The sequence below is a fragment of the Paraburkholderia bengalensis genome, from assembly GCF_037126505.1.
GTDB lineage: Bacteria > Pseudomonadota > Gammaproteobacteria > Burkholderiales > Burkholderiaceae > Paraburkholderia > Paraburkholderia bengalensis.
Map to the genome: position 1 here is coordinate 1 of NZ_JACFYJ010000073.1, position 26758 is coordinate 26758.

The 26758-nt window shown below is 59.3% G+C and carries 21 protein-coding genes and 2 pseudogenes; 5 read left to right on the top strand and 18 right to left on the bottom strand.

Annotated elements, in window-relative coordinates; all coding sequences use genetic code 11:
* On the top strand, window positions 1-437 hold a 437-nt coding region (locus H3V53_RS31225), incomplete at its 5' end, for a CBS domain-containing protein (RefSeq protein WP_336601138.1).
* 19 nt (window positions 438-456) lie between these two features.
* On the opposite strand, the gene H3V53_RS31230 is transcribed toward H3V53_RS31225, so the two are convergent.
* The 5 genes from H3V53_RS31230 to acsA are packed head-to-tail and all read right to left on the bottom strand — an operon-like array spanning window position 457 to window position 5626.
* The gene (locus H3V53_RS31230; protein ID WP_054923325.1) at window positions 457-708 is read right to left on the bottom strand and encodes a phosphopantetheine-binding protein; all 252 of its coding nucleotides are present in this window, start codon (window positions 706-708) and stop codon (window positions 457-459) included.
* The gene (locus H3V53_RS31235; protein ID WP_054923324.1) at window positions 705-1853 is read right to left on the bottom strand and encodes a 2-oxo acid dehydrogenase subunit E2; all 1149 of its coding nucleotides are present in this window, start codon (window positions 1851-1853) and stop codon (window positions 705-707) included. The genes H3V53_RS31230 and H3V53_RS31235 overlap by 4 nt, the downstream gene beginning before the upstream one ends.
* A 28-nt stretch (window positions 1854-1881) precedes the next feature.
* Entirely contained in the window at window positions 1882-2856 is a 975-nt protein-coding gene (locus H3V53_RS31240) for an alpha-ketoacid dehydrogenase subunit beta (RefSeq protein WP_336601139.1), read from the bottom strand.
* On the bottom strand, window positions 2853-3872 hold the full coding sequence (gene pdhA, locus H3V53_RS31245) for a pyruvate dehydrogenase (acetyl-transferring) E1 component subunit alpha (RefSeq protein WP_336601140.1): 1020 nt from the start codon (window positions 3870-3872) through the stop codon (window positions 2853-2855). Before pdhA ends, H3V53_RS31240 begins: the two co-directional genes overlap by 4 nt.
* Window positions 3869-5626, bottom strand: a complete 1758-nt coding sequence (acsA, locus tag H3V53_RS31250; protein ID WP_054923321.1) for an acetate--CoA ligase — start codon at window positions 5624-5626, stop codon at window positions 3869-3871. The genes pdhA and acsA overlap by 4 nt, the downstream gene beginning before the upstream one ends.
* A 416-nt stretch (window positions 5627-6042) precedes the next feature.
* On the opposite strand from acsA, the gene H3V53_RS31255 reads away from it, so the two are divergent.
* Window positions 6043-6522 carry a lecithin retinol acyltransferase family protein gene (locus tag H3V53_RS31255; protein WP_082426944.1) on the top strand — a complete coding sequence of 160 codons (480 nt, stop codon included), beginning with the start codon at window positions 6043-6045 and terminating at the stop codon, window positions 6520-6522.
* A 17-nt stretch (window positions 6523-6539) separates the two neighbouring features.
* Here the strand turns inward: H3V53_RS31255 and H3V53_RS31260 are convergent, their stop codons facing one another.
* From H3V53_RS31260 to H3V53_RS31270, 3 genes are all read right to left on the bottom strand, one after another.
* Window positions 6540-8636, bottom strand: a complete 2097-nt coding sequence (locus H3V53_RS31260) for an alpha-amylase family glycosyl hydrolase (protein WP_063787675.1) — start codon at window positions 8634-8636, stop codon at window positions 6540-6542.
* On the bottom strand, window positions 8633-9214 hold the full coding sequence (locus tag H3V53_RS31265; RefSeq protein WP_054923318.1) for a CBS domain-containing protein: 582 nt from the start codon (window positions 9212-9214) through the stop codon (window positions 8633-8635). The genes H3V53_RS31260 and H3V53_RS31265 overlap by 4 nt, the downstream gene beginning before the upstream one ends.
* 721 nt (window positions 9215-9935) lie before the next feature.
* Window positions 9936-10112 (bottom strand): cold-shock protein, encoded by a 177-nt coding sequence (locus H3V53_RS31270; protein WP_336601141.1) that lies wholly within the window; start codon window positions 10110-10112, stop codon window positions 9936-9938.
* Between the two features lie 286 nt (window positions 10113-10398).
* On the opposite strand from H3V53_RS31270, the gene glgP reads away from it, so the two are divergent.
* On the top strand, window positions 10399-12093 hold the full coding sequence (gene glgP, locus H3V53_RS31275; RefSeq protein ID WP_336601142.1) for an alpha-glucan family phosphorylase: 1695 nt from the start codon (window positions 10399-10401) through the stop codon (window positions 12091-12093).
* Between the two features lie 104 nt (window positions 12094-12197).
* Here the strand turns inward: glgP and H3V53_RS31280 are convergent, their stop codons facing one another.
* From H3V53_RS31280 to H3V53_RS31290, 3 genes are all read right to left on the bottom strand, one after another.
* On the bottom strand, window positions 12198-13835 hold the full coding sequence (locus H3V53_RS31280; protein ID WP_336601143.1) for an RNA polymerase sigma factor RpoD/SigA: 1638 nt from the start codon (window positions 13833-13835) through the stop codon (window positions 12198-12200).
* 615 nt (window positions 13836-14450) lie between these two features.
* Window positions 14451-16151, bottom strand: a complete 1701-nt coding sequence (locus tag H3V53_RS31285; protein ID WP_336601144.1) for an ABC1 kinase family protein — start codon at window positions 16149-16151, stop codon at window positions 14451-14453.
* 55 nt (window positions 16152-16206) lie between these two features.
* The gene (locus H3V53_RS31290) at window positions 16207-16491 is read right to left on the bottom strand and encodes a hypothetical protein (protein ID WP_336601145.1); all 285 of its coding nucleotides are present in this window, start codon (window positions 16489-16491) and stop codon (window positions 16207-16209) included.
* A gap of 670 nt (window positions 16492-17161) precedes the next feature.
* Between H3V53_RS31290 and H3V53_RS31295 the strand changes: the two genes are divergently transcribed.
* On the top strand, window positions 17162-17473 hold the full coding sequence (locus H3V53_RS31295; protein ID WP_336601146.1) for a response regulator: 312 nt from the start codon (window positions 17162-17164) through the stop codon (window positions 17471-17473).
* Window positions 17474-17615: 142 nt separating this feature from the next.
* Here H3V53_RS31295 and H3V53_RS31300 read toward each other — a convergent pair whose 3' ends face one another.
* The 6 genes and pseudogenes from H3V53_RS31300 to H3V53_RS31325 form a co-directional block, all read right to left on the bottom strand.
* Window positions 17616-19148: an FAD-dependent oxidoreductase gene (locus H3V53_RS31300; RefSeq protein ID WP_054923311.1), complete on the bottom strand. Its 1533-nt coding sequence runs from the start codon at window positions 19146-19148 to the stop codon at window positions 17616-17618.
* A 305-nt stretch (window positions 19149-19453) separates the two neighbouring features.
* Window positions 19454-21517: an AMP-binding protein gene (locus H3V53_RS31305; protein ID WP_336601147.1), complete on the bottom strand. Its 2064-nt coding sequence runs from the start codon at window positions 21515-21517 to the stop codon at window positions 19454-19456.
* Window positions 21517-22299: an AMP-binding protein gene (locus H3V53_RS31310; protein WP_336601148.1), complete on the bottom strand. Its 783-nt coding sequence runs from the start codon at window positions 22297-22299 to the stop codon at window positions 21517-21519. Before H3V53_RS31310 ends, H3V53_RS31305 begins: the two co-directional genes overlap by 1 nt.
* A gap of 136 nt (window positions 22300-22435) precedes the next feature.
* Window positions 22436-22849, bottom strand: a complete 414-nt coding sequence (locus H3V53_RS31315) for an AMP-binding enzyme (RefSeq protein ID WP_336601160.1) — start codon at window positions 22847-22849, stop codon at window positions 22436-22438.
* A 45-nt stretch (window positions 22850-22894) separates the two neighbouring features.
* Window positions 22895-23395: pseudogene (locus H3V53_RS31320) on the bottom strand (AMP-binding protein); the annotation flags it as partial.
* Window positions 23396-23455: 60 nt separating this feature from the next.
* Window positions 23456-23878: a hypothetical protein gene (locus tag H3V53_RS31325; RefSeq protein WP_336601149.1), complete on the bottom strand. Its 423-nt coding sequence runs from the start codon at window positions 23876-23878 to the stop codon at window positions 23456-23458.
* 1380 nt (window positions 23879-25258) lie between these two features.
* Here H3V53_RS31325 and H3V53_RS31330 point away from each other — a divergent pair.
* Window positions 25259-25576, top strand: a pseudogene (locus H3V53_RS31330) (transposase); the annotation flags it as partial.
* A 260-nt stretch (window positions 25577-25836) separates the two neighbouring features.
* Here the strand turns inward: H3V53_RS31330 and H3V53_RS31335 are convergent.
* On the bottom strand, window positions 25837-26316 hold the full coding sequence (locus tag H3V53_RS31335; protein ID WP_336601150.1) for a hypothetical protein: 480 nt from the start codon (window positions 26314-26316) through the stop codon (window positions 25837-25839).
* Window positions 26317-26758: the final 442 nt, after the last annotated feature.

Below are 26758 nucleotides of genomic sequence, written 5' to 3' on the forward strand. Positions count from 1 at the left end.
TGGTCCATATTCCGGCGACCTGCAGTCTGCAGGAGGCGGCCGTGCAGATGCGAGACCAGCATGTCGGTGCACTGGTCGTATCGGAAGGGGGCGGCTCAGGCCACATACTCGGCGTTCTGACCGATCGGGACATCGTACTGCAGTCGGTTTGCACCGGAACGTCGCCAATCACTGTGCGAGTACGCGAGGTGATGAGCTCACACATTCTCTCTATCGATGTGAACGCCGACCTCACTGAGGCAATGCAGGCGATGGCAAGCCATGGCGTGCGCCGCCTGGCGGTGGTCAGCAACGGTATCGACATCATGGGGATATTGTCTCTCGACGATGTGATCACAGCACTCGGGCGCGAATGGATCATGCTGACCAGCATCCTGCGCAACGAGCAGAATCGCGAGGCATCTGGGAGCGTGCTGCAGACGTCTTTGCACGCGTGACGCCAATGCAATCGGGAAGCTACCGGTCGTTGCTCGCGACTTCCAGATACGCAACGACGTCGGCCAGCGTAACGAGGCGACCATAATCGGCTTCAGGTATTTCCACACGAAGCCTCTCGTGAAGGCCTGTCAGAAAATTGAGCCAATCCATCGAATCAAGATCGACCTGTTTGCGTAGCGGGCGATCGTCGCGCAAGGTTGTGGTGTCGACCTCGGGCGCGATCGTCTGCAGTGTGCTCAGCACAATGGCACGAATGTCGGGATGGTTCATTGATCAAGTTCCTCAGGATGTTGCAGCGCGTCGCTCAGTTCAAGAAGAAATAGCGCGCCACGATGACCGTCAGACACGCGATGATCTGCTGACAGCGTGGCGGTCAGCGTGCGGACTATCTTGACTTCCCCGTTGTACACCCACGGACGTTCGATGACGCGGCCGAATCCGACCAGCGCAACCTGCGGTGGATAGATGACGCCGAATACTTCGGCGGCTCCCTGATCGCCGAGGTTCGTAACAGTAATGGTGGCTTCCGACAACTCCGAACTGCGTAGCGAACCGGCGCGGCAACGTTTCGTGAGATCGGCCAGCTCCCGCATGAGTCGCAGCAGCGTTTTGGTCTGGGTGTCGAGCAGGGCCGGTGCGACGAGACCGCCGTGGCGCAGGGAGATTGCCACCCCGACGTGAGTCTGCCCGGCAGCAACGAAGGCGCCAGCGCGATAGAAACCGTTTAGCTCGGGAAAGCGTTTCAGTGTCACAGCCACCGCCTTCAGCAATAGCACTGCCAGCAACACTCGGTCCTCGATCGAGCGTTTGGCGTTTTCGGCCTGAAGCCATCTTAGCGCTGTTTCTAGCGGGATCGTTTCGCTGACGTAGTAGTGAGGTATTTCCCGTTTCGAGCGCTCCATAGCACCCGCGATCACCGTTCTCATCGCTGCAAGCCTGTCGCCGGCTGGCGCAGGCGGGATGCCCGCGGCGCTGCGAATGGCCTGTTCGACGTCGTCATAGGTCACCGAACCGTCCGGCCCGCTACCTATGACCTTGTCGAGATCGACATGATGTTCCTGAGCATGCTTTCGAGCCGCAGGCGAGACCTTGTGGCGCTGCGGAGCTGCATCGACAGGCAGCGGGGCGGGTGTCGGCGGTATCGCGCGCGGCCGCTTGTTGACCTCTGACGCGGATTCACCGCGCTCGAGAAAAATCGCCATAGGCGTGCCCACCGGTATTTTCTCCCCGGGCTTCGTGATCAGTTCGTATACCGTTCCCTCATACCAGCTTTCGACATCGACGGCCGCTTTGCTCGTGTCGACAATGGCCACTATCTGACCTTTTGTGACCACGTCACCTGGTTTTATTTTCCATTCGAGGAGCGTACCCTCGTCCATGTCGGCCCCCATCGAAGGCAACGTGAACTCGATCATGCGTCCTCCTGCCTGCATTACGTGGCAATCACGCAAACAATTGTTTCACCGCAGAGATTATCCTGTCGACGCGGGGTAACGCCGCTTCTTCCATATGGCGCGAATAGGGAATAGGCACATCTTCGGAGCATACGCGGCACGGCGGTGCGTCCAGCTCGTAAAAGACCTGTTCGACCAGCCGAGCCATGATCTCGCTCGCGATGCTTGCGCTTCGCCAGCATTCGTCGACAATGATCACTCGCCTGCACTTTGACACTGACCGCATAATCGTTTCATCGTCAAGCGGCCTTAACACGCGCAGGTCAACCACTTCTGCAACGATGCCGTCCTTGGCCAACGCCTGCGCAGCATCCATTGCCTTGCGCAATGAACCGCCATAGGCAAGGATCGCCACATCCTTCCCTTCGCGCCGTACCTTTGCGCTGTTGATGTCGACACGCTCGATGTCGGGCATGTCCCCCTCCACGTTGTACAGCCCCGCATGTTCGAACATCAGCACCGGGTCCGGATCGGCGAGCGCCGCTTGCAACATATGACGAGCATCCTCGATGGTCGCGGGAGCGATCACCTTGATCCCGGGAATGCCCGCGTACCAGCCTTCGAAGCTGTGCGAATGCTGCGCCGCCACCTGGCGACCTGCGCCTGTCGCCATACGCACCACGAGCGGCACCGAGAATTGTCCACCCGACATGTGGTGATAGAGTGCTGCCGTATTAACGATCTGGTCTAGCGCAAGCAGGCTGAAATTCACGGTCATAACCTCGACAATCGGGCGCATGCCGCCTAATGCGGCCCCGATGCCTGCTCCAGTGAAGCCAAGCTCCGACAGCGGTGTATCCCGGATACGCTCGGGCCCGAACTCATCGAGAAGCCCGGCCGATACAGCGTAGGTTCCTCCATACTTACCCACGTCTTCACCCATCAGGAATACGCGACGGTCGTTCGCGAGCGCCTCGCGCAGCGACTCGCGCAGGGCCTCCCGGAACGTAAGATGGCGAGTCATGGCGTTTGCCCCGTTGCTGTGTAGAGGTCGGTCAGGAGATCTTCGACACGCTCCCAGGTGCCGGCCTCCGCGAACGCTGCGGCATGCTCGACTTCCGCCAGAGCCGCTGAGTCAAGCATAAGGAACTCGTCCTCAGACAGCTTGCCCTCGTCCTTCAGGCGGGCGGTGAAGGTGTGGATCGGACCGCGCGTCTTCCATTGCTCAACTTCAGCCTTCTCGCGGTACAGCTCGGCGTCGTACATAGAATGCGCGCGGAACCGGTAAGTTCTGAATTCGAGAAAGAGTGGATTCTGTGCGGTTCGTACAGACGCAACGGCCTCTCTCGTGGCATTGTGTACCGATACGACATCCATTCCATCCGCGCTGCGTGTTGGAACGTTATACGCGGCGGCCTTGGCGCACAGATCCGTCTGTGACTGGCTTCGCTCGATTGCCGTCCCCATTGCGTACAGGTTGTTTTCGCAGCAAAACAGAACTGGCAATTTCCATAGTGCAGCGAGATTCATCGATTCATGAAAGGCCCCTTCGGCTACTGCGCCGTCGCCAAAAAAACATGCGGTGATTCCCTGGCCACCCCGCATTTTTTGCGCAAGGGCCAGCCCCACGGCGAGGGGCAGACTGCCGCCGACGATTGCATTTCCGCCGAACAGCCGCCTCGTCCGATCGAACAAATGCATCGAGCCACCGCGTCCGTGCGCGCAGCCTTCGTACTTGCCGTACATCTCCGCCATGAGCACGCCCATGTCCATGCCGCGTACCAACGCATGTGCATGTTCACGGTACGTCGCGACGATGTTGTCTTCGCAGGTAAGTGCATGAAGCGCGCCCACTGCGGTTGCCTCCTCACCAATATACAGATGCAGAAAGCCACGAATCTTGCCGGCGCCATAGAGTTCAGCGCATTTCTCCTCTAACCGCCGCACGCGCAGCATGTCGCGCAGCAATCCGAGCGCGAAGTCCTTCTCATATGGAACAGGGCCCGACGGCGGCAGGGGGGCGGGATGGTCGATTGTCATCCTGCGCCCTCCAGCGTCGACGTGTCGCCTTCAGCCAGACCCAATTCACGGGCTTTCAGAAGTCGACGCATGATCTTGCCGCTACGCGTGTGCGGCAGTTGTGCCACGAAAGCAATCTCCTTCGGCGCAACGGCGGCGCCAAGCCGCTTCCTCGCATGTGCGAGCAATTCCATGCACAACGCTTCATCCGGTTCGAAACCCCGGTTGAGCGAGACGAAGGCCTTCACCGTTTCGCCTAGCACGGGGTCGGGCTTGCCGATGACGCCGGCTTCCGCTACGGCGGGATGCTCCATGAGCGCGCTTTCCACTTCGAAAGGCCCGATCAGATGCCCGGCGGACTTGATGACATCATCCGTCCGGCCGACGAACCAGTAGTAGCCGTCCGCATCCCTTTGAGCCAGATCCCCCGTCAGATACCAGTCTCCAATGAAGCACTTGTGATAGCGTGCGTCCTCGTTGAGGTAACCGCGAAACATGGAGGGCCACCCGCGCCTGAGTGCCAGTTCACCTTGCTTGCCCGGCTCGTCGACGATACTGATGCCGCCGTCGCCGGTGCGTTGAATGATGGCGGCATCCACGCCCGGTAGTGGTCTGCCCATCGAACCAGGCTTGATATCGAATGCCGGCGTGTTGGCGATCATGATCCCGCCTGTTTCCGTTTGCCACCAGTTATCGTGAATCGGCAAACCCAGCACGTCTTTTCCCCAGCGAACTGCTTCAGGATTCAACGGTTCCCCGACGCTGGCAACGAAGCGCAATTGCGGGAACGCATATTTTGCGGCCGCGTCGGCGCCAGCGCGCATCAGCATCCGGATCGCAGTCGGCGCCGTGTACCACACCGAAACAGCTTCGTCGCGCAAAATGCCGTACCAGCGTTCCGCGTCGAACTCTTCGCGATCGACGACAGACGTCACGCCGTGCAGCAGAGGCGCAATGATCCCGTATGACGTACCTGTCACCCAGCCGGGATCGGCTGTGCACCAGTAGATATCGTCGGGATGGAGATCGAGTGCATAACGTCCCGTCGCCCAATGCGTGATGGCAGCACCGTGCACATGGACAGCCCCTTTGGGCGTGCCTGTGGTGCCGCTGGTGAAGTGCAGCAGCGCGGGATCCTCGAGATCCGTTGGGAGATGGTCGAACGAGTCCGACGCGTCCCACATGAGCCGGGAAAAATCGAGGGTGCCGGGGCTGGCGGTCGGTCCGCCATCTTCCCCGACGAGGAGCACATGTTTCAAGGTCGGCATGCGAGCGCGCCACGGAGCGATCTTTCGCTCAAACAACGCATCCGTGGTCAGCAGCACCGTTGCACCACCGAGATTGACGCGCGTGATGATCGGCTCGGGCCCAAACGCGGAAAAAAGCGGGGAGACGACTGCACCGAACTTCAGGCCGCCCAGCAGCGCAATGTAGAGTTCCGGGATGCGCCCCGCAAGAATGAAGACACGATCGCCTTTCGCGATCCCAAGCGCGCGCAACACATTGCAGAACCGGTTGGTCTGCGCGGCCAACTGGCCGTATGTGAGTGTTCGGGGCGAAGCGTCACGTGCGAGAAAGCGCAATGCAGATTTGTTTGCGAGGGCGCGGTGCCGGTCGACGGCCTGCCATCCGATGTTGATCTCAGGTTTCCCAGTGGTGAGTTCAGCCTCCACCGCCGCCCACGAGAAACGGTGGCGCTCGCCTTCGTAATCGCAAAAATTGGGCGTCACCCGCAAATCTGAAGCCGTCTTGCGGATGATCGACGATGCGTTCATAGATGTGTCTCGACGAAGTGCCTGTGCGACATTGGCCGGATCGCAGCACGCTTTCACTGTAGGCCGGCGTGCACGGGCACACTTGATTTACATCAAGCACAGGAAATGGCACCCCCGGTGTTGCCATGAGGAAATTGGCCGTGCGACCCTCGCCCGGGCCCGGCAGCCATGCCCCACGGTTCAGACAACACCAGGATTTTCAGCGTCTCAGCGCACTTCACCCTTGGTGTCAGACAGTTCCGATACCGCGGCCGAACATCGGACAACAAGTGCAACCGCCGCTGATTGTTGCAGCGCCCGCCGATATCGATACTTAAAGCGTGACACAAAGCAGAACGAGCACTGTGCACCGAACGCTTTGTGCGGTCTGCGTACGGCACACGCCGAAGAGTACACGGCGTGTACAGGAGAAAGCCATGAACCACATCCTTCATGCGCAGGAACCAAACAGCGCACGCCTGTCAGACCTGCCACGCGGTGCACACCTGACCACGCGGCGCCCGGGCTATGTACATCATGGCATTTATATTGGAGACGGAAGGGTCATTCACTATGCCGGCTTCTCCCGGCGATTTGCCCGGGGCCCGGTCGAAATCGTCTCTATCGAGCAGTTTGCAGGTGGCTTTGGTCTTCAGGTCATATGCCATCGCTTCGTTAAATACACCGGATTGGAAGTTGTGCGCCGCGCGACATCGCGTCTCGGTGAATGCAAATATCGGCTGCTGACCAACAACTGCGAGCACTTTTGTCTGTGGTGCCTGTTCGGGCAGGGAAGAAGCGAGCAGGTCGAAGCATGTATCCGCAATCCCGCACACGGGGTGGCGGTCCTTGCTGTGCTCGTCGTGTGCCAGGCGGGTAGTCAATGGCATATTCTTCCGTCCATTCTTCTCCGTTGACGTCTGGCGTGGCAGGGTCACAAAGTGACGTGTGAGTACGGCTCGACCGCACCGCAACAGAGCATCGCGAGCGCACGCGCACTCAGCGTGAAACCACTTGTAGCATCCGTGCGCGGCCACTCGGCTGCGTCGAGGATATCCATGGGCGTGGGCAGTGACGTATCCATGACAAGATGCCATTCATAAGGCGCCACGACTGGAAGGCGGAAAGCAATCTCGGCTTCGCTCGCGTTGAATAGCAGACATAACGCACCCGCGTCTGTCCGTCCGGCGTCCGCTTGGGATTCGCCGGCCTTATATGGGGGACAGTGAATGACACAGCCGAAGGCGTGCATCAGTTCTTGCCATTCAGGTTCCGCGCCTGATGGAGCGAACCATTGAATCTCTTTTGACGAATAGAACGCATCGGCGCTTAGCGCAGGACTTCGCATGCGCCACTCGAACACATTCTGCGTGAACCGGACAAGCTCCGCGTTTCGTTCAACAAGCTTCCAGTCGTACCATGAAACCGCGTTGTCCTGGCAGTAGGGGTTGTTATTGCCTTGCTGCGTGCGCCGAAATTCATCGCCGCCAAGAAGCATCGGGACACCGCGCGAAATGGCGAGTGTCGCGAGCATATTCTTGATCTGCCGCAGCCTGAGGCGTTCGATCTGAGGCGCGGCGCTATCACCGTCGATGCCATCGTTTACGCTGTAGTTGGTATCCGGACCATCGCGGTTATTTTCCCCGTTGGCCAGATTGCGTTTGGTGGTGTAGGTCACGACGTCATTCAGCGTAAATCCATCATGGCTCGCGACAAAGTTGATGCTATTGATAGGTGTTTTTCCGTTGCGGCTGTACAGATCCGGGCTGCCGCAAATGCGCTTCGCGAAGGCGCCTGCCATGCCTGGGTCGCCGCGCCAAAAGCGCCTTACGTCATCGCGGAAGCACCCATTCCATTCGGCCCAGCGCGAGCCCGCAAACGAGCCAACCTGATAAGCGCCTCCTGCATCCCACGCTTCCGCTATAAGCTTTGTTTCTCTCAGTACCGGGTCTTCCGCGATGCGCTCAAGCAGTGGTGCATTCGACAGCAAACCGCCATGCTCGTCGCGGCCGAGGATCGACGCCAGATCGAAACGGAAACCGTCGACCTGCATGTCCGCGCTCCAGTAGCGAAGGCAGTCCAGGATGTAGTCTCGCACTACGGGATGATTGCAATTCAACGTGTTTCCGCAGCCTGAGTAATCAAGGTAATTGGAGGCTGCGTCGCCGTGCAGATAGTAAATACTATCGTCGAGTCCGCGCAAGCTGAAGGTTGGGCCCCGTTCTCCGCCTTCCGCCGTATGCGTGAAGACGATATCGAGGATCACTTCGATGCCGTGCCGATGCAATTCGCGCACCATCGTCTTGAACTCGCAAAGTTCGCTGCCAGGTGCGAGCTTTGACGCGTAGCGGGGATGCGGTGCAAACAGCGCAATCGGGTTGTAGCCCCAATAGTTGAAAAGCGGGTGTCCACCAGACGGATTCCTTCCGGTAGGATGCAGATCGTCGAAGGCCTGAACTGGCATCAGTTCGATCGCTGTGACTCCGAGCCCCCGCAAATAGGGAAGCTTTTCCGCTATACCGAGGAACGTACCGCGATGGGCCACGCCGGACCCGCTGTCTATCGTCAGCCCGCGTACGTGAGTCTCATAGATCAGCGTTTCGGACCAGGCACGACGCGGCCGCGTCGCGCCTTGCCAGTCGAAGCTGCGATCCACCAGCAGTGACCGATGACGATGGCCGCCAGGCGTCGGGCACGGATCGATCCGGACTGCCAGCGCGCGCGGATCAAGCAGTTCAATACTTCCGTCGAACCGCTTCCCGTCGGCGGGCGCCCATCGCCCGGACGCGCGATAGGAATACGCCTGCCCCCACCGAAGGCCGCTGACGAGCGCGTGCCACACGTCACCCGTGCGGTGCTCGGGTGCACTGAGGTCGATGACTGCCAGCGGAGAATCGCTGGTCGGCTCCTCGAAAAGTAGCAGTTCCACACGTTCTGCGTGACGGCTAAAAACCGAGAAGTTGAAGCCGTCGTGGCAATCCTGAACGCCCAGAGGGGCCGGACGTCCCGCGCACACATGCACGGCAGTCACGGGTCGACGACGACGCTAACCAGTTCGTAGCCGTCCGCAACGATACGCCATTGGCTCACATGCCGACTCTGTTCGAACTCCCGGATCGCCGCAGACACTGCTTCTTCCCGGCTGCCCCTTGCAATCGGTACGCGCATTAGTTCGCTACGATGTGCATGCCCCGAATCGTCGAGCAGTTCCTTGTAGAAGACGACTTCCAAAGGTCGCGGCTGCGACAGAAAGCCACCGATGTCGCTGGCGGAGATCACGCCGACTACCTGTCCCTCGCGGCTGAGCACAACCAGGCGGCGTACGTGGAACTGTTGCATCAAGTGCACCGCGCGCTCGAGGGTATCGTCGGGCGAACAGGAAAGAGCACCTACAGTCATCACTTCGCGCGCCGTCGTATCGTTCAGGTTGCGGCCCTGCGCTGTCGCGCGTACAGCGATGTCCCGGTCCGTCAGCATGCCGAGCGCCCGTCCACCAACGCACACGGGCAAGCAGCCGACTTTCTTGTCCCTGAGTTTGCGCGCAGCCGCGATGAGGCTGTCTTGCGGACCAACGCAGATCGCCGGGTGCATGATTTGCTTGACAAGCATAGGGGCCTCCTGAGGTGAGCGGGTAGCTTCGGTGGGCATGGGACGTTTCAACCTCTCGTCCTATTTTCTACGCCCCTATCTTCGCTCGCATGCGCGCGTATGCGTTGCAGGAGTGAATGCTCTGCTGAGGTAGTTGGCCGCTCAGGCCGCCTCATCTGATGAGCATTGAGATTGCGTCGGAGTCTTTCAACAAAGTCGCGCAGAATTTCACTCGACTCACCATGTAGTGCTTCGCGCGCTGTCACGCTGCATTCGGCAAGGGCTGGGATTCCCGTGAGCTCGCGCATCTGCTCTAGCGCCCTGTGGTTACCGCGTCGGGCGAAACTGCAAAAGAACGCAACGTTCTTGAATTCTGATCTGTTAGCGATCAGGTACGATCGCACTGGGGAGGAGATCGAACTGGCCCAGACAGGCGTTCCAATAACGAGAAGATCAAATCGTGATACATCGCACGCGGAGCTGGCGATTTGCGTGGGCCGCTGTTCAAGAGCCTCGACAAGCGAGCGCACATATCCAAATGGTCCCGAGCGGTCGGCACATGCGACTATCTCCTCAGCTTGCGCATCGAGCATCCTCGTCAAGAGCGAAGCAATCTTCCGGGTCGTTCCAGTGCGACTGTAAAAAACAACGAGAATTCTGGGGCTGTTCATCTCAACCTCCGTCTGACATCCTGAGTGCGCCTGTCCTGACGGCTTCAAATCGTCTCATGGCGTGAAGCAGTTTAAACAGGCCTGACGTCCGTCGCCTGCATGTCCTTGACGCCCTCTTTCACGTTGAAAGAGACTCGCTGATTTTCCTGAAACGATTTGAAGCCTTCAGCTTGAATCGAAGAGAAGTGTACGAAACGTCCTTGCCACCGTCGTGCGTCGTTGAACGACTTTACCTTGCCGGTTTTCATGCTCGTCGTCATCTCCATTGATAGCCACGACAAGATAAATTCAAGCGTGTCACGTCCGGTTGGTAGACCTTTGACGGAGATCAACTGCCTATGTCTCTGGCCGCGGGCGCATTGGAGTACGAATCCGCTCATGCTAAGGAAGTGCGTATGGAAGGAGCGATGCGGGACTGTCGCTCCATGACCGTTGACGTAAATCAAGCCGATACAGTCCGTGCCTTCAATAATGAAAAAATCGATTCCCCACTCTGCGCAGGCCTCACGTCTGCGACGCTAAAGCGCGAAGCTGATGGAACTCCTTGAGCCATTCTTGCCACGCACGCATATCGCGTACTTCTCCATGGAAGTGGCGCTGCGGGACGAAATGCACACTTACGCAGGCGGTCTGGGCATATTGGCGGGCGATACGGTGCGCTCATGCGCTGATCTGGAGATTCCCGTCGTGTTCGTCGCGCTGGTGAGCCATCTTGGCTACTTCCGTCAGATGATTGATACGGAGGGGCGGCAGCACGAAGCGCCGGATGCGTGGGATGCATCACGGTGGTGTTCGAAACTGGGTGCCATGGTCGCAGTCGAGTGCGATGGAAGGCCGGTGTGGATTCGGCCCTGGCTGTACATACACACGAACATTCAACAGCACAGTATTCCTGTTCTGCTGCTAGATACCGATCTTGACCAGAACGCTGCCGATGACCGGTCACTAACGAATAGGTTGTATGGAGGAGATGCGCTATACCGGCTCAAGCAGGAAATCGTACTCGGCATTGGGGGCGTGCGTTTGCTGCGTGCGCTTGGCTTTGAGATCGACACCTATCACTTGAACGAAGGGCATGCGGCCCTTCTCGGGCTGGAGTTGCTGCGCCACTGGAAGACGAAATCGTCGAGTCCGTCATGTGACGATACAGCCTACGACGTCCATGCCGTTCGCGAGCATTGCGTGTTCACCACCCACACGCCCGTGGAGGCGGGCCACGATTGCTTTCCCTATGCACTCGTCGAGCGCTGCGTGCCGGGTTTTATCGACCTGCCTACACTGAAAAGCCTCAGCGGCGAAGATGCGTTGAACATGACACGCCTCGCTCTCAATCTCGCGGGCTATATCAACGGTGTCGCGAGGCGCCACGCCGAGACGACGCAGCGGATGTTTCCCGGTTATCAGATTCATTCGATTACCAATGGCGTTCATGCGCAGACCTGGGTGCACCCGTCGTTCGCAAAACTTTTCGATATCGCGGTGCCGCAGTGGCGACATGAGCCCGAAGCGCTGTTACGCGCGGTCAACCTGTCGGATGAAACTATCGCCACCTGCCACCAATCCGCAAAAAGCGACTTGATCTCGTATGTGCGGGATTCGACTGGCGTCGTACTTGATCCCCGGTTGCCAGTCGTCGGATTCGCGCGTCGAATGACAGGCTACAAGCGACCCCTGCTTCTCTTTACAGATGTTGAAGCGTTGCTCGACATCGCTGGCCGGCATCCATTTCAGATAGTCGTCGCGGGCAAGGCGCATCCACTGGATCACGACGGAAAGCAAGCAATTGCTGAAATTAACGGTTTAATTAGCAGAATGAGAGGAAAGCTGACCTGTGCGTTCGTGCCGGAATACAGCATGCAAGTGGCGAAAGCACTCGTAGCTGGCGCAGACGTCTGGCTAAATACGCCGATGCCTCCACTTGAGGCGTCGGGCACGAGCGGTATGAAAGCCGCGCTCAATGGCGTACTCAATCTGAGTGTCCTTGACGGGTGGTGGATAGAAGCCTGCATGGAAGGAGAGACCGGATGGTCGATCGGAGCGCCCGGAGACGATCCCCGCCAACATGCGTCAGAACTCTATCGCAAGCTGGATCGGGAGGTACTGCGCCTGTATTACGATGATTCGCTGCGCTGGCGGCGAATGATGAAGCAGGCTATCGCTTATATAGGGTCGATGTTCAACAGCCAAAGGATGATGCGCAGATACGCAAGCGAAGCCTATCTTCGGTAGGTGCGCCTGTATGACTGACCGTGTCAACAACGACGTCGACGTACTCAAAGCCTGCGTGGTCGGTTTGTGCTTTTTCCCGCGGCCACCATTGCAGCAAGCGTTCCTTAATCGGTTTCTCCAAGATAGTCCCTTGCCGATGTCGCGTGGCTGGATGTGCGGAGCGTTGCCAGTGCTTGCTTCTCGAGGCGTCGAACTTTTTCTCTCGACATGCCCGTCTGTCTCGCGATTTCGTCATACGTCGACATCTCGCCGTCCTGCAGTCCGAAGCGTCTGGACAATACGTCGGCCTGGTCGACGGGAAGCTGCCGCAGCATCGAGGCGACGACGGCATCTTTGCGCTTGCGGAACAGAAAGTCGCGTGGTGTGGATCCGGCATCGTCTTCGATCAGATCGACCAGTGACAGCCCGGTCCCGCTCAGCTCTACGTCGAGCGAGAGGGGTTCCGATGGGACATCCAGAGCCTTCGTAACCCGCAGGCCGCTTAGCCCGGTGTCTGCGGATAGTTCGTCGTGTGTCGCGCGCCGGCCATGCCGCTGCGCGATCCGGTCGGCACAGCGCTGAACCCGGCGCATCTCCATATGGACCTGAACCGGAAGTCGAATCGATCTGCCACGCTCAACGAGCGCACGAGAGACGGATTGCCGTATCCACCACGTCGCGTAAGTCGAAAAACGCAGCCTGCGATGATAGTCGAACTTTTCTACCGCGCGCATCAGTCCGATCGTGCCTTCCTGAACGAGATCGGCGAGTTCGGCACCGTGTCCACTGTGTTTGAGTGCAATGGAAACGACTAGCCTCATGTTGGCTTCCGTCATTTTCCCTGCGGCGCGCTGGATGCGCTGTAACGCGGACGCCAACGCATGCTCGACGAGCGTCTGTTCAGCGAGCCGGGAATGGCGCTCATGGGAGGCGTGTTGCTCGCCCGGGGCGGCGGATATTACTGCCAGGACGGCACTAGCCAGCCGGCCCACCTCAGGCCACCAGCGCTGATCCGGCTCCAGGATGCGCAGCGCGTCATCGCATGAAGGTGAGAGCGGAGACTGGCTGCGAAGCGTGCGGTGCAGTTCCGCGAGGGCATTCAGGTTTTGTTCGCCGATTTGGCTCCTGACTGTCAGAAGTTTGGCGTCCGAGCGACCAATCAGCGTGAGAAAGGCTTCTGTCGCGCTTGCGGAGGAGCAGATCGCCGACAGCGCATCGCGCCTCCCCGCTTCGATTTCCTGCGCGAGTGCGGTCTCTTCGGCGGCGCGAAGGAGCGGAACGCGGTGCATGTGACGCAAATAGACTGACAGCGAATGTTCAGCGGCAACTACGCCCTGGCAGGGGCGCGCGGCTGACATCGAGCATTCGTCATTCCATGAATTTTCGCTTCGGCCGAAATGACAGCCGACACCGGCTTCCGGCTCATCCGACGTGTGACAGGTCTGTGCGACGTCTTCGCACAACTCCTGCACGTTATCCCAGTGGTTTTCGTCATTCGATGGAAGTGCTTCGTCTGCGTCCCGACGGTGCGAGCCGATCTCAGCGAAGTGTTCCGGATTGGCCGAATGGGCGTCGGTCGGGCCGACTTTCGGCTTTCGAGCTCTTGGCTCACGTACTGCTGTCTTCATTTCACTCGCGGGATCGCCGCCAGGAGTAGGTGCAAGGATCGCTTGCAATCGTTGACGCGTCGTGAAGCGCTGGCATCGGATGAGACGCATCGTCGGATACTTGGGGTTCACTTGTCGATTTTCAAGGTAGAACATTCGCGCGAGCAAGCGACGCAAGCCCGAGAGAATGAGAACGGCGTCAATCGCAATTATGTAGCAGGTGACAAATTCAACCCTCGGAATAGGCTGGAACCTGCTTGAACGCGCGGCCCCTGTGTGCGGGCTCCTTGACATCGATCCTGCTCAAGCCCTTCTGCAGGTGACAGTACCTCATGCGTTACGGCATAAAGCGTTCTTACGCATGCGAATTCTTCGACGCTGGCATGAACTGGCACCGTTATCACACCGAGGCGGTAGCAATCAGGCGGTGAAATAACAAAAGTCGCTGATGTCATGTTCAAGCGAGCCTCCTTTTACGACATCTGATAGCGCTGACAGTCCGGTTTAGCGGCGATTCGCGAGTGTAGGCCAACTTTTGTGGCGGATTTTCAGGGCAGTGGGTTAAGGATAGTGACTCATCGGGATATACATCAACGAGGTTCGCCCTGAAGCGTTTTGGCACCTTCAGGCTTCAACTTCCCCGTTGCGTACGTTTTCCCGACGGGCACAGACGCCGCTTCGTATGGTGGTATCGAGGCGGGCTGACGACGTGAGCGGGAAGTGGCCGCTAGCATTGACGCGCCATTCATGCACTCGGTCAGAGTGTGCAGGTCAGAATCGTCCGGATCGCAAAATGGCAACAGCCCATGCAAGTCCCATTGCCGCCGCGATGACAAAGCCTGCCAGCCCCAGCAGCGAAATGCCCGCATAGCGCGGACCGCTATGAAATGTCATGACAATCGACGACCCGATCACCACGCTGGCTATGATAAGGCTCAGACTCAGCCGGTTGCTGGCGCGATCGAGGTGCGTCTCGAGGGTTCGCAATTGGTCGCGTTCGACAAGAATCGTGGCCTTGCCGCTGCTCAGAATGTCTACCGTTCGGTTCAGGATATCGGGAAGACTGACGGTGGCGCGTTGCAGCGCACGTAGAGCGCGGAAGCCACGGGCGAACTCATGACTGGGAAGCAGGCCATGCAGCATTCTGCGGCTGAGTAGCCGAGGTGCATAGTCACGCAGGCAAATCACCGCGTTGAAATCCGGATCGACCGCAAGCGCCTGCGACTCGACAAGCATGAATGCCTTAGCAACCAGCAGAAACTGCCGTGGTAGCCGGATGTGGTGCCGCTGGCTGAGTTGTGCGAACTGGCGCGCAATCTCCCCGAAAGAGTAGCCTTTCCCTGCTGCCATATAGTAAGCCTTCAATGCATCCGAAACGTCGTGCGTAAAGGCGTCCCGGTCAATATCCACGGCGACGACGCCCATGTCAAAGTAGGCGTCTACCATCCATGCAACGTCTGCCGAGCTGATTGCCAGAATAAGTTGTGCGAGGCCTTCCTGATCGGGGGCAGACAGTTCGCCCATGATGCCAAAATCGTGGAAGCACAGCCGCCCATCTGAGCGGACAAATATGTTGCCCGGGTGTGGGTCCCCATGAAAAAAACCATGCTCGAAAACCTGTCTCAGGAAGGATTCCATGAGCTTTGCCGAAAGACGTCTTCTTTCCGGGCGGTCGCGTGACGGCTGATCGGCAAGCTTGTGGCCGACGTTTCGCTCCATGGTCAGGATAACGCGACTGGTTAGGTCCCAGTAGATACGCGGCACAACAACGTCGGGGTCGTCCTTGAAGTTCTCACGCAGCCGGTCCCCATGGCGTCCTTCAGTCTCATAGTCCAGTTCGTCGTCAATGAGCCGGGCAAACTCTTCAACCAGATCCGATGGGCCGAACCGCCGGCTTTCGGGAATCAACTGCTCAAGCCGGCGGGCCAAAAAGCGCATGATGGCGACGTCCGCACGGATGAGGGGTTCGATCCCCGGACGCTGAACCTTGACGACGACGCTTGTGCCGTCGCTGAGGTTGGCCGCGTGGACCTGCCCGATCGATGCGGCCGCAAGCGGGCTCTCATCAAATGTGGAAAACAGTTCGTAGACGGGCGTGGCCAGTTCGCGCTCAATAATAGAGCGAGCTTGTGCGCCAGGAAATGCAGCGACATTGTCCTGAAGCGCCTGCAGCTGGACGATCCATGATTCGGGCAACAGATCGCGCCGCAAGCTGAGAAGTTGTCCAAACTTGATGAACGCCGGCCCGAGCTGTTCCAGCATTTCCCGAAAGCGTCTGGCATCGTGATCGCCGGTTGCAGGAGCGGTGGTCGCCGTCCCGATTGCTTCCCGACCGAACCCCAAGCGCTCGACGTAATGCGCCCACCCGGCGCTCGCGACCGTCTGCAGAATCTGCATGAGTCTCGGCAGCCGCGCTTGAGCGGAACCTCCGATTGCGTCGTCATGCATATATGAACGGGTGGCGGAACCCATTTCGTTTTCTCCTTTCACGCAAGACGCCACTCGGTCAGTTCGTTCATCGTGTCCGTCAACACGGCGCACCTTTTGAATTGATTTTCGCGATTGCCTCGCGAGGCAGCACGAGGATCGGACCGGTTCCGATCGCCGTGGGCGTCTGCCGGCCGGGAAAAGTGTTGCGGAGCCACTGCGTGAACGGCGTCGCCACCGGGGTGCGCACCGCGAGCAGCATCCTATCGACGTTACGTAGCACAGAGGGAGCGCAGAACAGTTTGAATTCGCCTGAGCACACGCATCCGGGCGGGCCAATCCAGATGAGGTGCTTCATTACCGAGGCCAAGGTCGGCTCGGGCACGATCTCCTCTTCGACCTGCCGTACGGTCCGTGTCGTGATGTTAAGTCCGTACGCGCCCGGTGCGCACTATCCCAGCCGTTCCACATAGGCTAACGCTCCGTTTGCCGACACATTTGATGCAGATCAATCAGATCAATGAGATCAATAGGGGATTGGAAACGGCATTTTGATTGTCGTTGGGAGCCCGGAGTTGAGCGACCTCGCCGCATTTGACGGCAGATCCAGGAGGAGGAAGGGCCGGGGCCTCGTTGTATTCCGTGCTGCTGCCAGAGGAGGATCTGCATTTCATCCCGCCGCGTTGTTTTCCTGCTGGGTGATGCTAGGTGCCGGCGCGGCATCGATGAGCGAGCTTGTGAATGAAAAGCAGCGCAGTGGCCGCCCGATTCACCTTCTCTCGGAACTGACATCGAGGTGGGCGATTGCCGTCGGTTTCACGCGGCTGGCGTAACGCAGCGCCCGGATCGAAACGTCGCCTGCCTGGTTTTTTCCGCCAGCCGGTGGAGGCAGTGGTGGGCGCCCCGGGAGCGCCGGCGCATTGTCACGGCGGACACCTGACGGTTTTCGGGACTTCATGCTCGGACTGCCGGCGGGATTTTTTCCAGGAGGACCTGGACGGATTGCTGCCGCCGCCGTTACTAGCCTTTCCTGCATGTCGCTCCTCGAGACGGTGATGCTCGTCGAGGACGAGCCAGACGTGCGCGGACTGGCGACAGAGTTATTCCGCAGCATCGGATACGAAACCGTGGAGGCCAGTAGTGCGTCCGAAACCGCAGAGATCATGCGGGAGCGCGCCGACATCGACGTAGTTTTCACCGACATCGCGATGCCACATGGGATAAGCGGCGTGAACTGGTCATGCTGGTGCGGTCCCGCTAGCGGGGACTCTGAGCCCACCGTTGCACGGCGCGGCCGCATCGGCTCGTTGCTCTGTTTGAGTCCGCAATTGCCGTATCGGGCGTCCGCAAAGCGACTGGCGCCCTGAAGCGCTGCGCCGCTGAAAGAGTGACCACGGCGCGCGAACGGATTGACTCATCCATCACAAAGGCAAAGAGGTAGGGGCGACCACTGGCCCTTCAAGAAGAGACGCAGCCTCGACCTCACGGCCGTTTCGCTGGCGAGTCACGTCACGCCGGCAAATCGCCGGCTGCGTTCGTCGTCTTCTCGTGTTCGTCTGGCACGAATGCGATGCCGTCGTGCCGACACATGCGGCGCACCGCGCGCCGCGCCGTGATCAGGCCGGATGGCAGGCCACCACCGGGCATAACCCACTGGCCGATCATCAGGAATCTCCGCAGGCCAGGCAGCGTGGACGGCAGCGGTCTTACACCCGTCTGAGGCGTGAGCAACCAGCCTTCCATGCTTCCTCGCCAGTTGCGCGTGCAACGGACAACGGTAGCGGGCGTCGACACGTCGACCACTTCTATCGCGTCACGCACGCCGGGTATCCACGCATCGAAAAGCGCGATCACGCTGTCAGCCACGCGCCGCTTTTCCGCTTCATATCCTTGGGGGTCGTGCTCGCTCAACCACGACCAGTATTCCACGTTGCGGGTCGGCAAGGTGCATGTCACAGCGGTCTTGCCGACGGGCGCGAACGTCGGATCGTAGTGAAACAGTCGGAAGGCAATCTGATGTACCGCCGTTTGCGGGTCCACTATAAGCGGCAGGTTAAGCAGCCGCATCACGTATCCGCACTGTTGCGAAAGATCGCGTGCCACGCCGAGGCTTACCTGCAGAAACGAGGGGAACGGCTTGTAGGTGCGATACGCGTGGTCCATGCGTGGTCCGACATACCGCCCGTCGAGCAGATCGAAGATGGTCGTGTGCCCGTCAGCGGCCGAGATGACCCAGTCGGCGTCGATGCGCTCGCCGCGGTCGAGCAACACACCCACTGCTGTGTCGTTTTCCACAAGTATCTCCTTTACGCTCGCGCCTGTGCGCAACGCACCGCCGATCTGCTGCAAGTTCTGTGCGATCGGACCTGTCACAGCTTGCGAGCCGCCCATTGGGTAACCGGCATTCCGGTTGGCGTTCCACGCGAGCGCGAAAACAAGCGCGAGCACGGCGAGTTGTGCGTTTTCTCCTTCGCCGAGGAAGCCGCGCAGCAACGGATCACTGAACCGTTTGCCATAGGCTTCGGATGTGATGTGTGAGAGGCTCTGCAGAAGAGGTGCGTGGCGCAGCAATTGCAACCCGGTCGCAACCCGGTGCGGCCAGGTGCCGCCCAGCGATGGCAGCGGGCAGTGGCTCAGGCTGCGGACCGCGTGAAGGAACTGGCGGATCTGCACTTCGTCCTGCGGTGCATGCCGCAACAACTCCGCTTCGAGCCGTTCGAGATCCGAGTAGATGGACAGACGCTCACCGTCTTCGCTTTCGACGCGTATCCATTCTTCGGGATAGACGAAGTTCAGGCGGTCAATGTCGAACACTTCGCGCCATAACGCGTGCATGGGGTCGTGCTGATTCGAGCCGAGCAACCAGTGCAGACAAGCCTCGAACATATATTCGCCACGTTTCCAGCTGGTGGCAAGTCCGCCTGGCCGTTCATGCTGCTCAAGCACGGTGACGGGGTATCCGCACTTGCGCGCGTAGACTGCGGCGCACAGGCCAGCAATGCCGGCGCCGACGATGACGACCTTTCGGGGAAGGGGGTTCACGGCTGGGACTCCTTGGGGGACGCGGAGCGTACGGGGCGCACGAAGGTGTGAAACCTCCGAGGACGCCGGCCGCACATAGACTAATGTGCGGCACGGTTCAGTGCCACTGTTGATCTGTATCAAGCGCAGAGCGAATCCGAGTGCCTTTCGCTGGCAGTCCGACAGTTGCTATCTTCATGATGAACGCTCCTTTGCCGTGGGCATCACGACCTCCCCACTTGGCATGAATCGCTCGCCGTTTAGCGGACGTCGTCGATCACATCAGAACCATCAGCACCATGCAACGGGCGTCTCGGAGCGGCCAATCAAGAGGTCTCGTGAGGAGCGGGTATCCCCAGCGGTGAAATCTCATTCAAAGCCCTTTCTCCACAATATGTGGCGATGGCATCGCGTGCGGCATCGCGCAAGGCCGCCGCCGCTTTCATGTCCTCTCCGGACGGTGCGAGGGCCGCAACCACGGTCACCGCGACACTGGCTCGTGTGGGCAGCCACTTTCCGTCCGGCAGCACAATGCGCGTGCCCGCGATCGCGATAGGAACGACAGGGTGATGCGAAACGCACGCGGTCACGAAAGCGCCGAGCCGGAATTGCCGAAGACCCGCAGACTTGACAAACGTTCCCTCAGGAAAAAAGAGCAGCGAGGAGCCAGACATCGCGTGCCTCACCAGTTCGCGCTCGTCGTCGGCCATGCGCCGATAGTCAACGCGCTCGACGAAACGTACACCGATGGCACGAAGGAAGCTGCCGATCAGCGGTGCATTCGCCAGCTCACGCTTGGCTACGACGCCTAGCGGAATGGGAATGGCAGCGAGGAGCATCAGCCCATCCAGATAACTCGCGTGATTGGCGACCAAGATGGCAGGCAGGGCCATGTCTTCGAGCTCCACTCCACGTACGGATAGGCGAATGCCCGAAAGCCTCAAGCCTAGCCGTGCCGCTCGCGATGCAATCTGCCAATTTCGTTTCGTGTCCGGATGCCATACGGTTATCAAGCATGTGGGTATCGCTATCAGAACGAGGCTGAACCAGCACCATGCACCATAAGCGATGCGTACGCTGGCTATTCGTAGTCTTCTGCCGATTGGCAGTAGGGTAGTCGCGCCGATATCGAGCCACTGGCGCCACGCCGGGCGTGGCACGAGATTACCATCACTGCGCAGGTATAGATCCAAGGTGGCCGCGTGGCGGATCTTGCCACTGGACGTCTTCAGAATGCTGTGGGGCGGCACCAGAGCAACCTCTTCGGGCGGAGCGCCCAGCAGGGCGACAGAGGCTTCGTTGATGCCAGCGCGGATCGCCGCGAGCGTGGCCGGTGCAGTCGCGCGAGTCTCTGCAATGACCAGCAGTCGATCGGTACCTGTCTGAGTGTCGGGCGTCCCGCACACGGCGACGCACCCGGTTCGAACGCCGGGCAGACGACCCACGGCTGCTTCAAGTTCATACGGGAAAAAGTGACGCCCGGCCCGAATCACCAGATCCTTCATTCGGCCTGTGATAAACAGCTCTTCATCGGCCATGTATCCCAGATCGCCGGTGTCGAGCCAACCATCGTGAATCAGTCGCGCAGTCAACCCGGGATTCTCAAAATATCCACTCGTCGATGACGGGCTGCGGAATTCAATCCTGCCGACCGCTCTTTCCGATACCTCATTGCCGTCAGCGTCAATGATACGGATCTGGTTGCGGGGCAACGCGCGTCCGCAGGAGACCAGTTCGAGCAGGTCATCAGTAGACTCCGCGGGCACTGCATGCTGCGACTCGGCGAATCGTACACGACTGATACGGTCCGTCCGTATCCCTCGGCCCGGTTCAGAAAACGTCAGTCCAAGCGTGTTTTCTGCGAGGCCGTAGACAGGAGTCAGGGCGGTGTCCCTGAACCCGTGGCCGGCAAAGCGTGCAGCAAATGCGCGCATGGTCGACGCACTAACGGGTTCCGCGCCGCAGAATGCAACGCGCAACGAGGAAAGATCGACACCCTGAAGATCGGTTTCCTCGATCCTGCGTGTGCAGCGTTCGTAAGCAAAGTTGGGTGCCGCCGTAACGGTGGCGTGGTAATGGCTAATCGCCTGCAGCCAGCGCTCAGGGCGTGCGAGAAATATCAGTGGGGACATCAGATACAGCGGGATTCCAAAGTAGAGCGGACCAAACCATGCTCCAATCAAACCCATATCGTGATATAGGGGAAGCCAACTCGCGAAGATGTCGTGTTCTTCGATCCGGGCAATCTGGCCCATCGCCCGGATATTTGCGAGCAGGTTGGCGTGCGTGAGCACGACGCCTTTGGGCGTACCGGTGCTCCCGGAGGTGTACTGAAGCAGAGCGACGTCTTCTGCATGCGGGACATAACGTTCGGTATCCGTCTCCCCCATCAGTTCGGGGCAGCGACGATCTCAAGTAATGCCGGAATCCGCGCCTTGGTGAGAAGGCCGCCTACAAACGTGTGTGAGGGCGCGATCATGAGGCGAGTGCGCGCGTCGGAAAGTATCGCCGCGTGCCGCGCCAGGTGATCGTCGATTTGTGCCGATCCCGCAGGCGGATACACGGGCACGACGATGGCACCGACGAGGAGTATGCCGGCGAAGCAAGCGAAATAGTCGCTGCCGGTCGGCAGCATCAGGGCGACGGTATCTCCGGGATTGACACCAAGCTGCCGCAACCCGCGCGATACCCGCAGGGCAGCCTCGTACAGTGCCGAGTACGTCATCCTGTGTGACGCGGCGTGTTCATCGAGAAACACGATGTGAGTCCGGTCAGGTCGTCTCATTGCGTGCCACTGTAGCGCCTCGACGAGCGTGCTGGCGTCCGTGGGCGGGTCTAGCTCACCACCCGGTACGACCGGCGGCGGGACAGCCTCGATAAGTGATCTGTTCTGCGAGGATGTTTCGCCTTCGATCGCGCGTAGCAAATCACCTGGCGTAACCGCCTGACCGTACAGACCGAGCGGAAAGCGTACGATGAGCGTCTTCTCGATGCGGTTGAGCAATTCTGCGCGAGCAAGACTGTCCAGTCCGAGGTCCTGTTCGAAGTGAGTGTCGAGTCTGACGGCCGGCGGCTTGTGTCCGCCGGGACTCATCTCTGCCGCGAAGGCTTCGATTATTTCGAGCAACCGTTGGACGTCGGCCGATGAGCGGCCGGTGGAGTCGTCGTTCATATCACATTGCCGATTTCGGGGCGGCGTTCGAGCGGATGCACCGAAGCCGAAGACAATGCTGGCTTGTCATCAATTGTCGACTTGTGCTTTGCGGTGCAATTCAGCCGTCGCGTTGCGATTCTCATCTCGTGTCCTTTCAGTTCAGCACGCGACGGAGTACCTTGCCAAGCTGGTCCAGAGGCAAGGTGCCCCGGAACTCAACGAGCCTGGGAACCTTGTAGGCGCTCAGGCTCGCGCGGCAATGTGCCAGCACCGCCGCAACACTAAGGCCCGTCGAAGACGGGACGACGAACAGTTTCACGGCCTGTCCCGTCCGTTCATCCGGCACGCCAACCGCGGCTGCAGCGGTGACGCCGGGGAGTGCGCGCACCACGGCTTCAACTTCCGAGGGATAGACCTTGAAACCCGACACGATGATCACGTCCTTCTTGCGATCAACGAGTACGAGCATCTGCGCCGGCGTGAAGTAACCAACGTCCCCTGTACGAAGCCAGCCATCGGGCGAGATGACCTTGGCTGTCTCGGCAGGGTTCATCCAGTAGCCACGCATGACCTGTGGTCCCCGCACCCACACTTCGCCGATGCTCCCCGTAGCGGCCACGGCGCCATCGTCGTCGCGGATGGTGACCTCGGTTGAAGGCAGTGGAAATCCCACCGATCCGGAAAACTCCCTTGCATCCATTGGATTCGCGCATACGACTGGCGATGCCTCAGTCAGCCCGTACCCTTCGATGATCGACACCCCTGTTGCGCTCTGCCATCGCGCTGCAACGCAAGCCTGAATCGAAGCTCCGCCGCCAATAACGAGGCGCAACTGCGACCAGTCGATAGTGTCAAAACGTGGTGTATCGAGAAGGGCATGAAAAAGCGTGTTCACGCCTAACAGCGCAGTGGGTCGCGTGCGGCGCAATGTTCTTACGAGTCCAGCGAGATCGCGGGGGTTGGTTACGAGCACGTTGTGCCAGCCAATTTCAACGAATGTCAACAGGCTGGCGGTTAGTGCAAATATGTGAAACAGCGGCAGTGGGGTGAGTATGGTCTTAGGCGTGGAGCAAAACGCTTCACCCAGCCATGCACGAATCTGTGCAACGTTGGAGCTGAGGTTGCGGTGGGTGAGCGTCGCGCACTTCGGCGTGCCTGTCGTGCCTCCCGTAAACTAAAGCAACGCAACATCGTCAAGGCGGGCAGAGGATCGGTTCCGTCCGTTCGGGTAGCGGCGCGACAACGCGCCACTGAATGTCCAGTATTTATGTTTTGCCGGGGGAATCGAATCACGGAGAAAGCGTTGCGCGAAGTGGATTGCCGCCCGTTTTGGAAACGGAAGCAGGTCGCCCGCCGCGACGGATACAACTGCTTTCGCCTGATTTTCATCGAGAACATCGTCGAGCTTATAGGCGAAATTCTCCAGTACGACGATCGCTGAAACTGCTGCTGTCGATAGCTGGATCTGAATCTCACGGGGTGTCGCCAGGGGGTTGACGTTCGCGACGACGAGCCCGGCGTCGAGCACGCCAAAAAAAAGCGACAACGTAGGGCAAGCCGTTCGGCAAGAGGAGTGCCACGCGACCGGACCGTTCAAGTCTGAATTCGTCGATGAGAAAGCGCGAGAAGTGATGCACATAACGTGCAATGTGCCGATATTCGATCGTATGGTTGAATGAACTGAACGCTGGCCGGCTCGCGTAACGCGCGCAGGCCAGCTCGAACATTTCGGGTAACGTTCGAACCCTCGTTGAATCAATAGCTGCACTAGGTGGCTCGGCCCCGTCAATGTCTGTCGTATCTGCGCGCGTCATGGTTCGCGAGGCATGTGCCCGGTGTGGAAGGCGCCGACGCAATAACGACTGGGCGTCTATGGCGCCACCTATACATAGTCACATCCCAGGCTCCCGGGCGGGATGAGCGCTATGCGACGGAAGCCTTGCCCTGATCGCCGCATACGCATGACCCGCCCTGGTCAATGGAGTCGATAGACCGGTCAGGGCGACGAGCTGCCTGCGAAGGCGTGGATGAATGCAGGCGAGGCCGAGAACGAAAAAAGCGGGGGGAAGTATCAAGAGGCCAACAACTGCTGCGCTTTTCAACATGACACCTCCAGGAAGCTTACATGTCTCATGATGAAACTAGAATACGTTTCGCGTGCGCCGATGGATTGACGTGTGTCAAGCGCCGCCCTATGTCTGCGCTTGCACTTGCGTGACGTCAGCGAGTTCAGTCATCTGATTGGCTACGTCCTCGTGTTGGGGTTCGTCGTGCTGTGCATCCTTGCAATCGTCGTAGCGCTCATGAAAGCACACGTTCAGCGCATGCGTAATACGTCCTCGGTCGGTGCCGACGTCGCCCCATCGACACCGTGCGGCTGCCCGTGAGCAAGCGACGATGCACGCTTCCGCATCCGTTGGACTTCGACGCTCGCCACGTCGCGTGCGAAAGCTGTCCGTGCCATGCAGTTGATTGAAGTCATTTGAATATGCGGTACTGGAACGAGTATGTGCTTGCTCCATAGTCGCGCAGGCTCTGCGGCAGGTTCTGCGGCGTCGCGGGAGAAGCTTGTAGGCGAGATAGGAGGTCCATTGATATCGGTCAAGTCAGGTTGTCGCCAGTCATCGAAGATAGTTCATCGGATAAGCGTGACAGCGATGAAGGACACGCTGCGGGGAAGAGCGGCCAGAGGGAATTCGAGTGAGCAACCACGGGCTCGCCAACCTTACGAAGACTCTCCGAGGCGCTTGTTCGCGCGCATCGCCGTCACCTTTTCGATCGATTATCGCGAAGTTGAGGGCGTGCTACGCGCGTGATGGCGGCGAAAATAAGGCGTAGGTTAAGCCGGCCCCTCGCGGATTACGGTGTCGGTTTCGCATCTTGGTCAGGATTCGATTCGCGATGCGTCTTGTGTTTTCAACGGCGGCGTCGCGAGTCCCAGGAGATTTGCCATGAAAGTCAGTCAGTTCCATAGTCACGGCGCCTGGCGCGTCGCTATCTCGAGTTGCACGACGAGATCGCAGATCTGGACGTGATGATCGCCGGGCTGGTTGATGAGCTCGCCCCCGCTCTGATCGCGCGCAACTCCATCGGATACGAATCGGCGGCTCAGCTCTTGCTGACGGCCGGAGACAATGGTGGGAGACTTCAATCAGAAGCCAGCTTCGCTGCCTTGTGCGGCGTCAGCCCCGTGCCGGCCTCCTCGGGCAAGGTCACACGGCATCGGCTGAATCGCGGCGGCGATCGCGCAGCGAACAGCGCTTTGCACATCATCGCCATTGGGCGACTGAGATCTTTGGGCTTTCCGTTCGCGTCAGGCCGATTTCGCGTGCGATTGCGGCGGCCGTAAGCAGCTGCATAGCTCGTTGGGCAGCCGTGAAAGGTTGAGGCTAATTCGGAAGATAGCGTTTCAATGTGCTGGCGCGAGGTGTGGCGGCGTTCTAAACATCGCTACACCTTCGTGACGTGGTCGGCCGATCACCAAGTATCGGCCGACCCGAAAAGTGGAAGGTGAACGGGTCGTGGACGATTGCACCTGTACCCGCGTCGTTGCCTTTACTGTTTTTTCGCCGCGTCGACCTTGGCGTCTGCGGCCTTTTTGTTTGCATCGTCTTGCGCTTCGACTTTTTCTTTGTCGGCCTTTGCCTGAGCAACGTTAGCGTCCTTGGCGGCCTCGTTTTTCTTCCGATCGGCTTTTGCCTGTGCGTCGTGCTTCTTCTTGGCGGCCTTCGACTGCGCTTTCATCGCATCGCTGTGCGCCTCAGAGGCTTCTTTCGGCGTTGTTGCCTTCTGCATTTTTGCGGCCTTCTTATCGGCGTCCGCTTGAGCTGAGGCTTTGTCTTCATTTGCCGACGCCTGCGCCTTGTCAGCGTCGCTCTGCGCTTCGGCCTTTTTCTTGTTTGCAGTAGCCTGTGCTTCGCTCTTCTCGCTATTTGCCTTCATCTGTGCCTTGCTGGCGTCCGATGACACCGCGGTTTGCGCGAACGCTGCGGTGACTAGCATTGCCGATGCGAGAGCTGCGACGATCTTCTTCATGATTTTCTCCCTTAACATGCACCGCGATCTGCGGTGCTGCCCGTGTAAACGTTGAGCAATTCTCGTACGTTGACGTTTGCATCGTGACAAATCGTAAGCAAGGCGCACAAGATGCAACAAGCGCCTTCTTCAGCGGTGCGAGATGGAAGCCGCATTAACATCGGCAGGAGACGGAAATCAACGCGAAGATCAGGGCATCCAATGATGCTTCGGCAACGGGCGGCATCTCGTCAATGCGCTCCGTGGATGTGACGGCAGGAACGGCAATGTCACGGTGGGCGGCCTGTCGTCGAATGACACCCGCTGTCACACGCTGCTCAAAGCCATGTCTTTTACTACGACTTGCAGCTAAGCGCCGCTAGTAGTACCCATCTCTGGGCGTCTGAGGGGGCGTTTGCTGCGAATCGAGCGACGCATGGCAGCGCGTTTGTCCGTTTAGGCT

Excerpts from the sequence above, each read along its gene's own strand:
- H3V53_RS31295 (WP_336601146.1), top strand. The coding sequence starts at position 17,162 with ATGCTCGTCGAGGACGAGCCAGACGTGCGCGGACTGGCGACAGAGTTA.
- H3V53_RS31315 (WP_336601160.1), bottom strand. The coding sequence starts at position 22,849 with ATGCGTGGCTACTGGATGAACCCTGCCGAGACAGCCAAGGTCATCTCG.
- H3V53_RS31240 (WP_336601139.1), bottom strand. The coding sequence starts at position 2,856 with ATGACTCGCCATCTTACGTTCCGGGAGGCCCTGCGCGAGTCGCTGCGC.
- H3V53_RS31270 (WP_336601141.1), bottom strand. The coding sequence starts at position 10,112 with ATGAAAACCGGCAAGGTAAAGTCGTTCAACGACGCACGACGGTGGCAA.
- H3V53_RS31285 (WP_336601144.1), bottom strand. The coding sequence starts at position 16,151 with ATGGGTTCCGCCACCCGTTCATATATGCATGACGACGCAATCGGAGGT.
- H3V53_RS31230 (WP_054923325.1), bottom strand. The coding sequence starts at position 708 with ATGAACCATCCCGACATTCGTGCCATTGTGCTGAGCACACTGCAGACG.
- pdhA (WP_336601140.1), bottom strand. The coding sequence starts at position 3,872 with ATGACAATCGACCATCCCGCCCCCCTGCCGCCGTCGGGCCCTGTTCCA.
- H3V53_RS31305 (WP_336601147.1), bottom strand. The coding sequence starts at position 21,517 with ATGGGGGAGACGGATACCGAACGTTATGTCCCGCATGCAGAAGACGTC.
- H3V53_RS31335 (WP_336601150.1), bottom strand. The coding sequence starts at position 26,316 with ATGAAGAAGATCGTCGCAGCTCTCGCATCGGCAATGCTAGTCACCGCA.
- H3V53_RS31265 (WP_054923318.1), bottom strand. The coding sequence starts at position 9,214 with ATGCTTGTCAAGCAAATCATGCACCCGGCGATCTGCGTTGGTCCGCAA.
- H3V53_RS31280 (WP_336601143.1), bottom strand. The coding sequence starts at position 13,835 with ATGTTCTACCTTGAAAATCGACAAGTGAACCCCAAGTATCCGACGATG.
- H3V53_RS31255 (WP_082426944.1), top strand. The coding sequence starts at position 6,043 with ATGAACCACATCCTTCATGCGCAGGAACCAAACAGCGCACGCCTGTCA.
- H3V53_RS31235 (WP_054923324.1), bottom strand. The coding sequence starts at position 1,853 with ATGATCGAGTTCACGTTGCCTTCGATGGGGGCCGACATGGACGAGGGT.
- glgP (WP_336601142.1), top strand. The coding sequence starts at position 10,399 with ATGGAACTCCTTGAGCCATTCTTGCCACGCACGCATATCGCGTACTTC.
- acsA (WP_054923321.1), bottom strand. The coding sequence starts at position 5,626 with ATGAACGCATCGTCGATCATCCGCAAGACGGCTTCAGATTTGCGGGTG.
- H3V53_RS31310 (WP_336601148.1), bottom strand. The coding sequence starts at position 22,299 with ATGAACGACGACTCCACCGGCCGCTCATCGGCCGACGTCCAACGGTTG.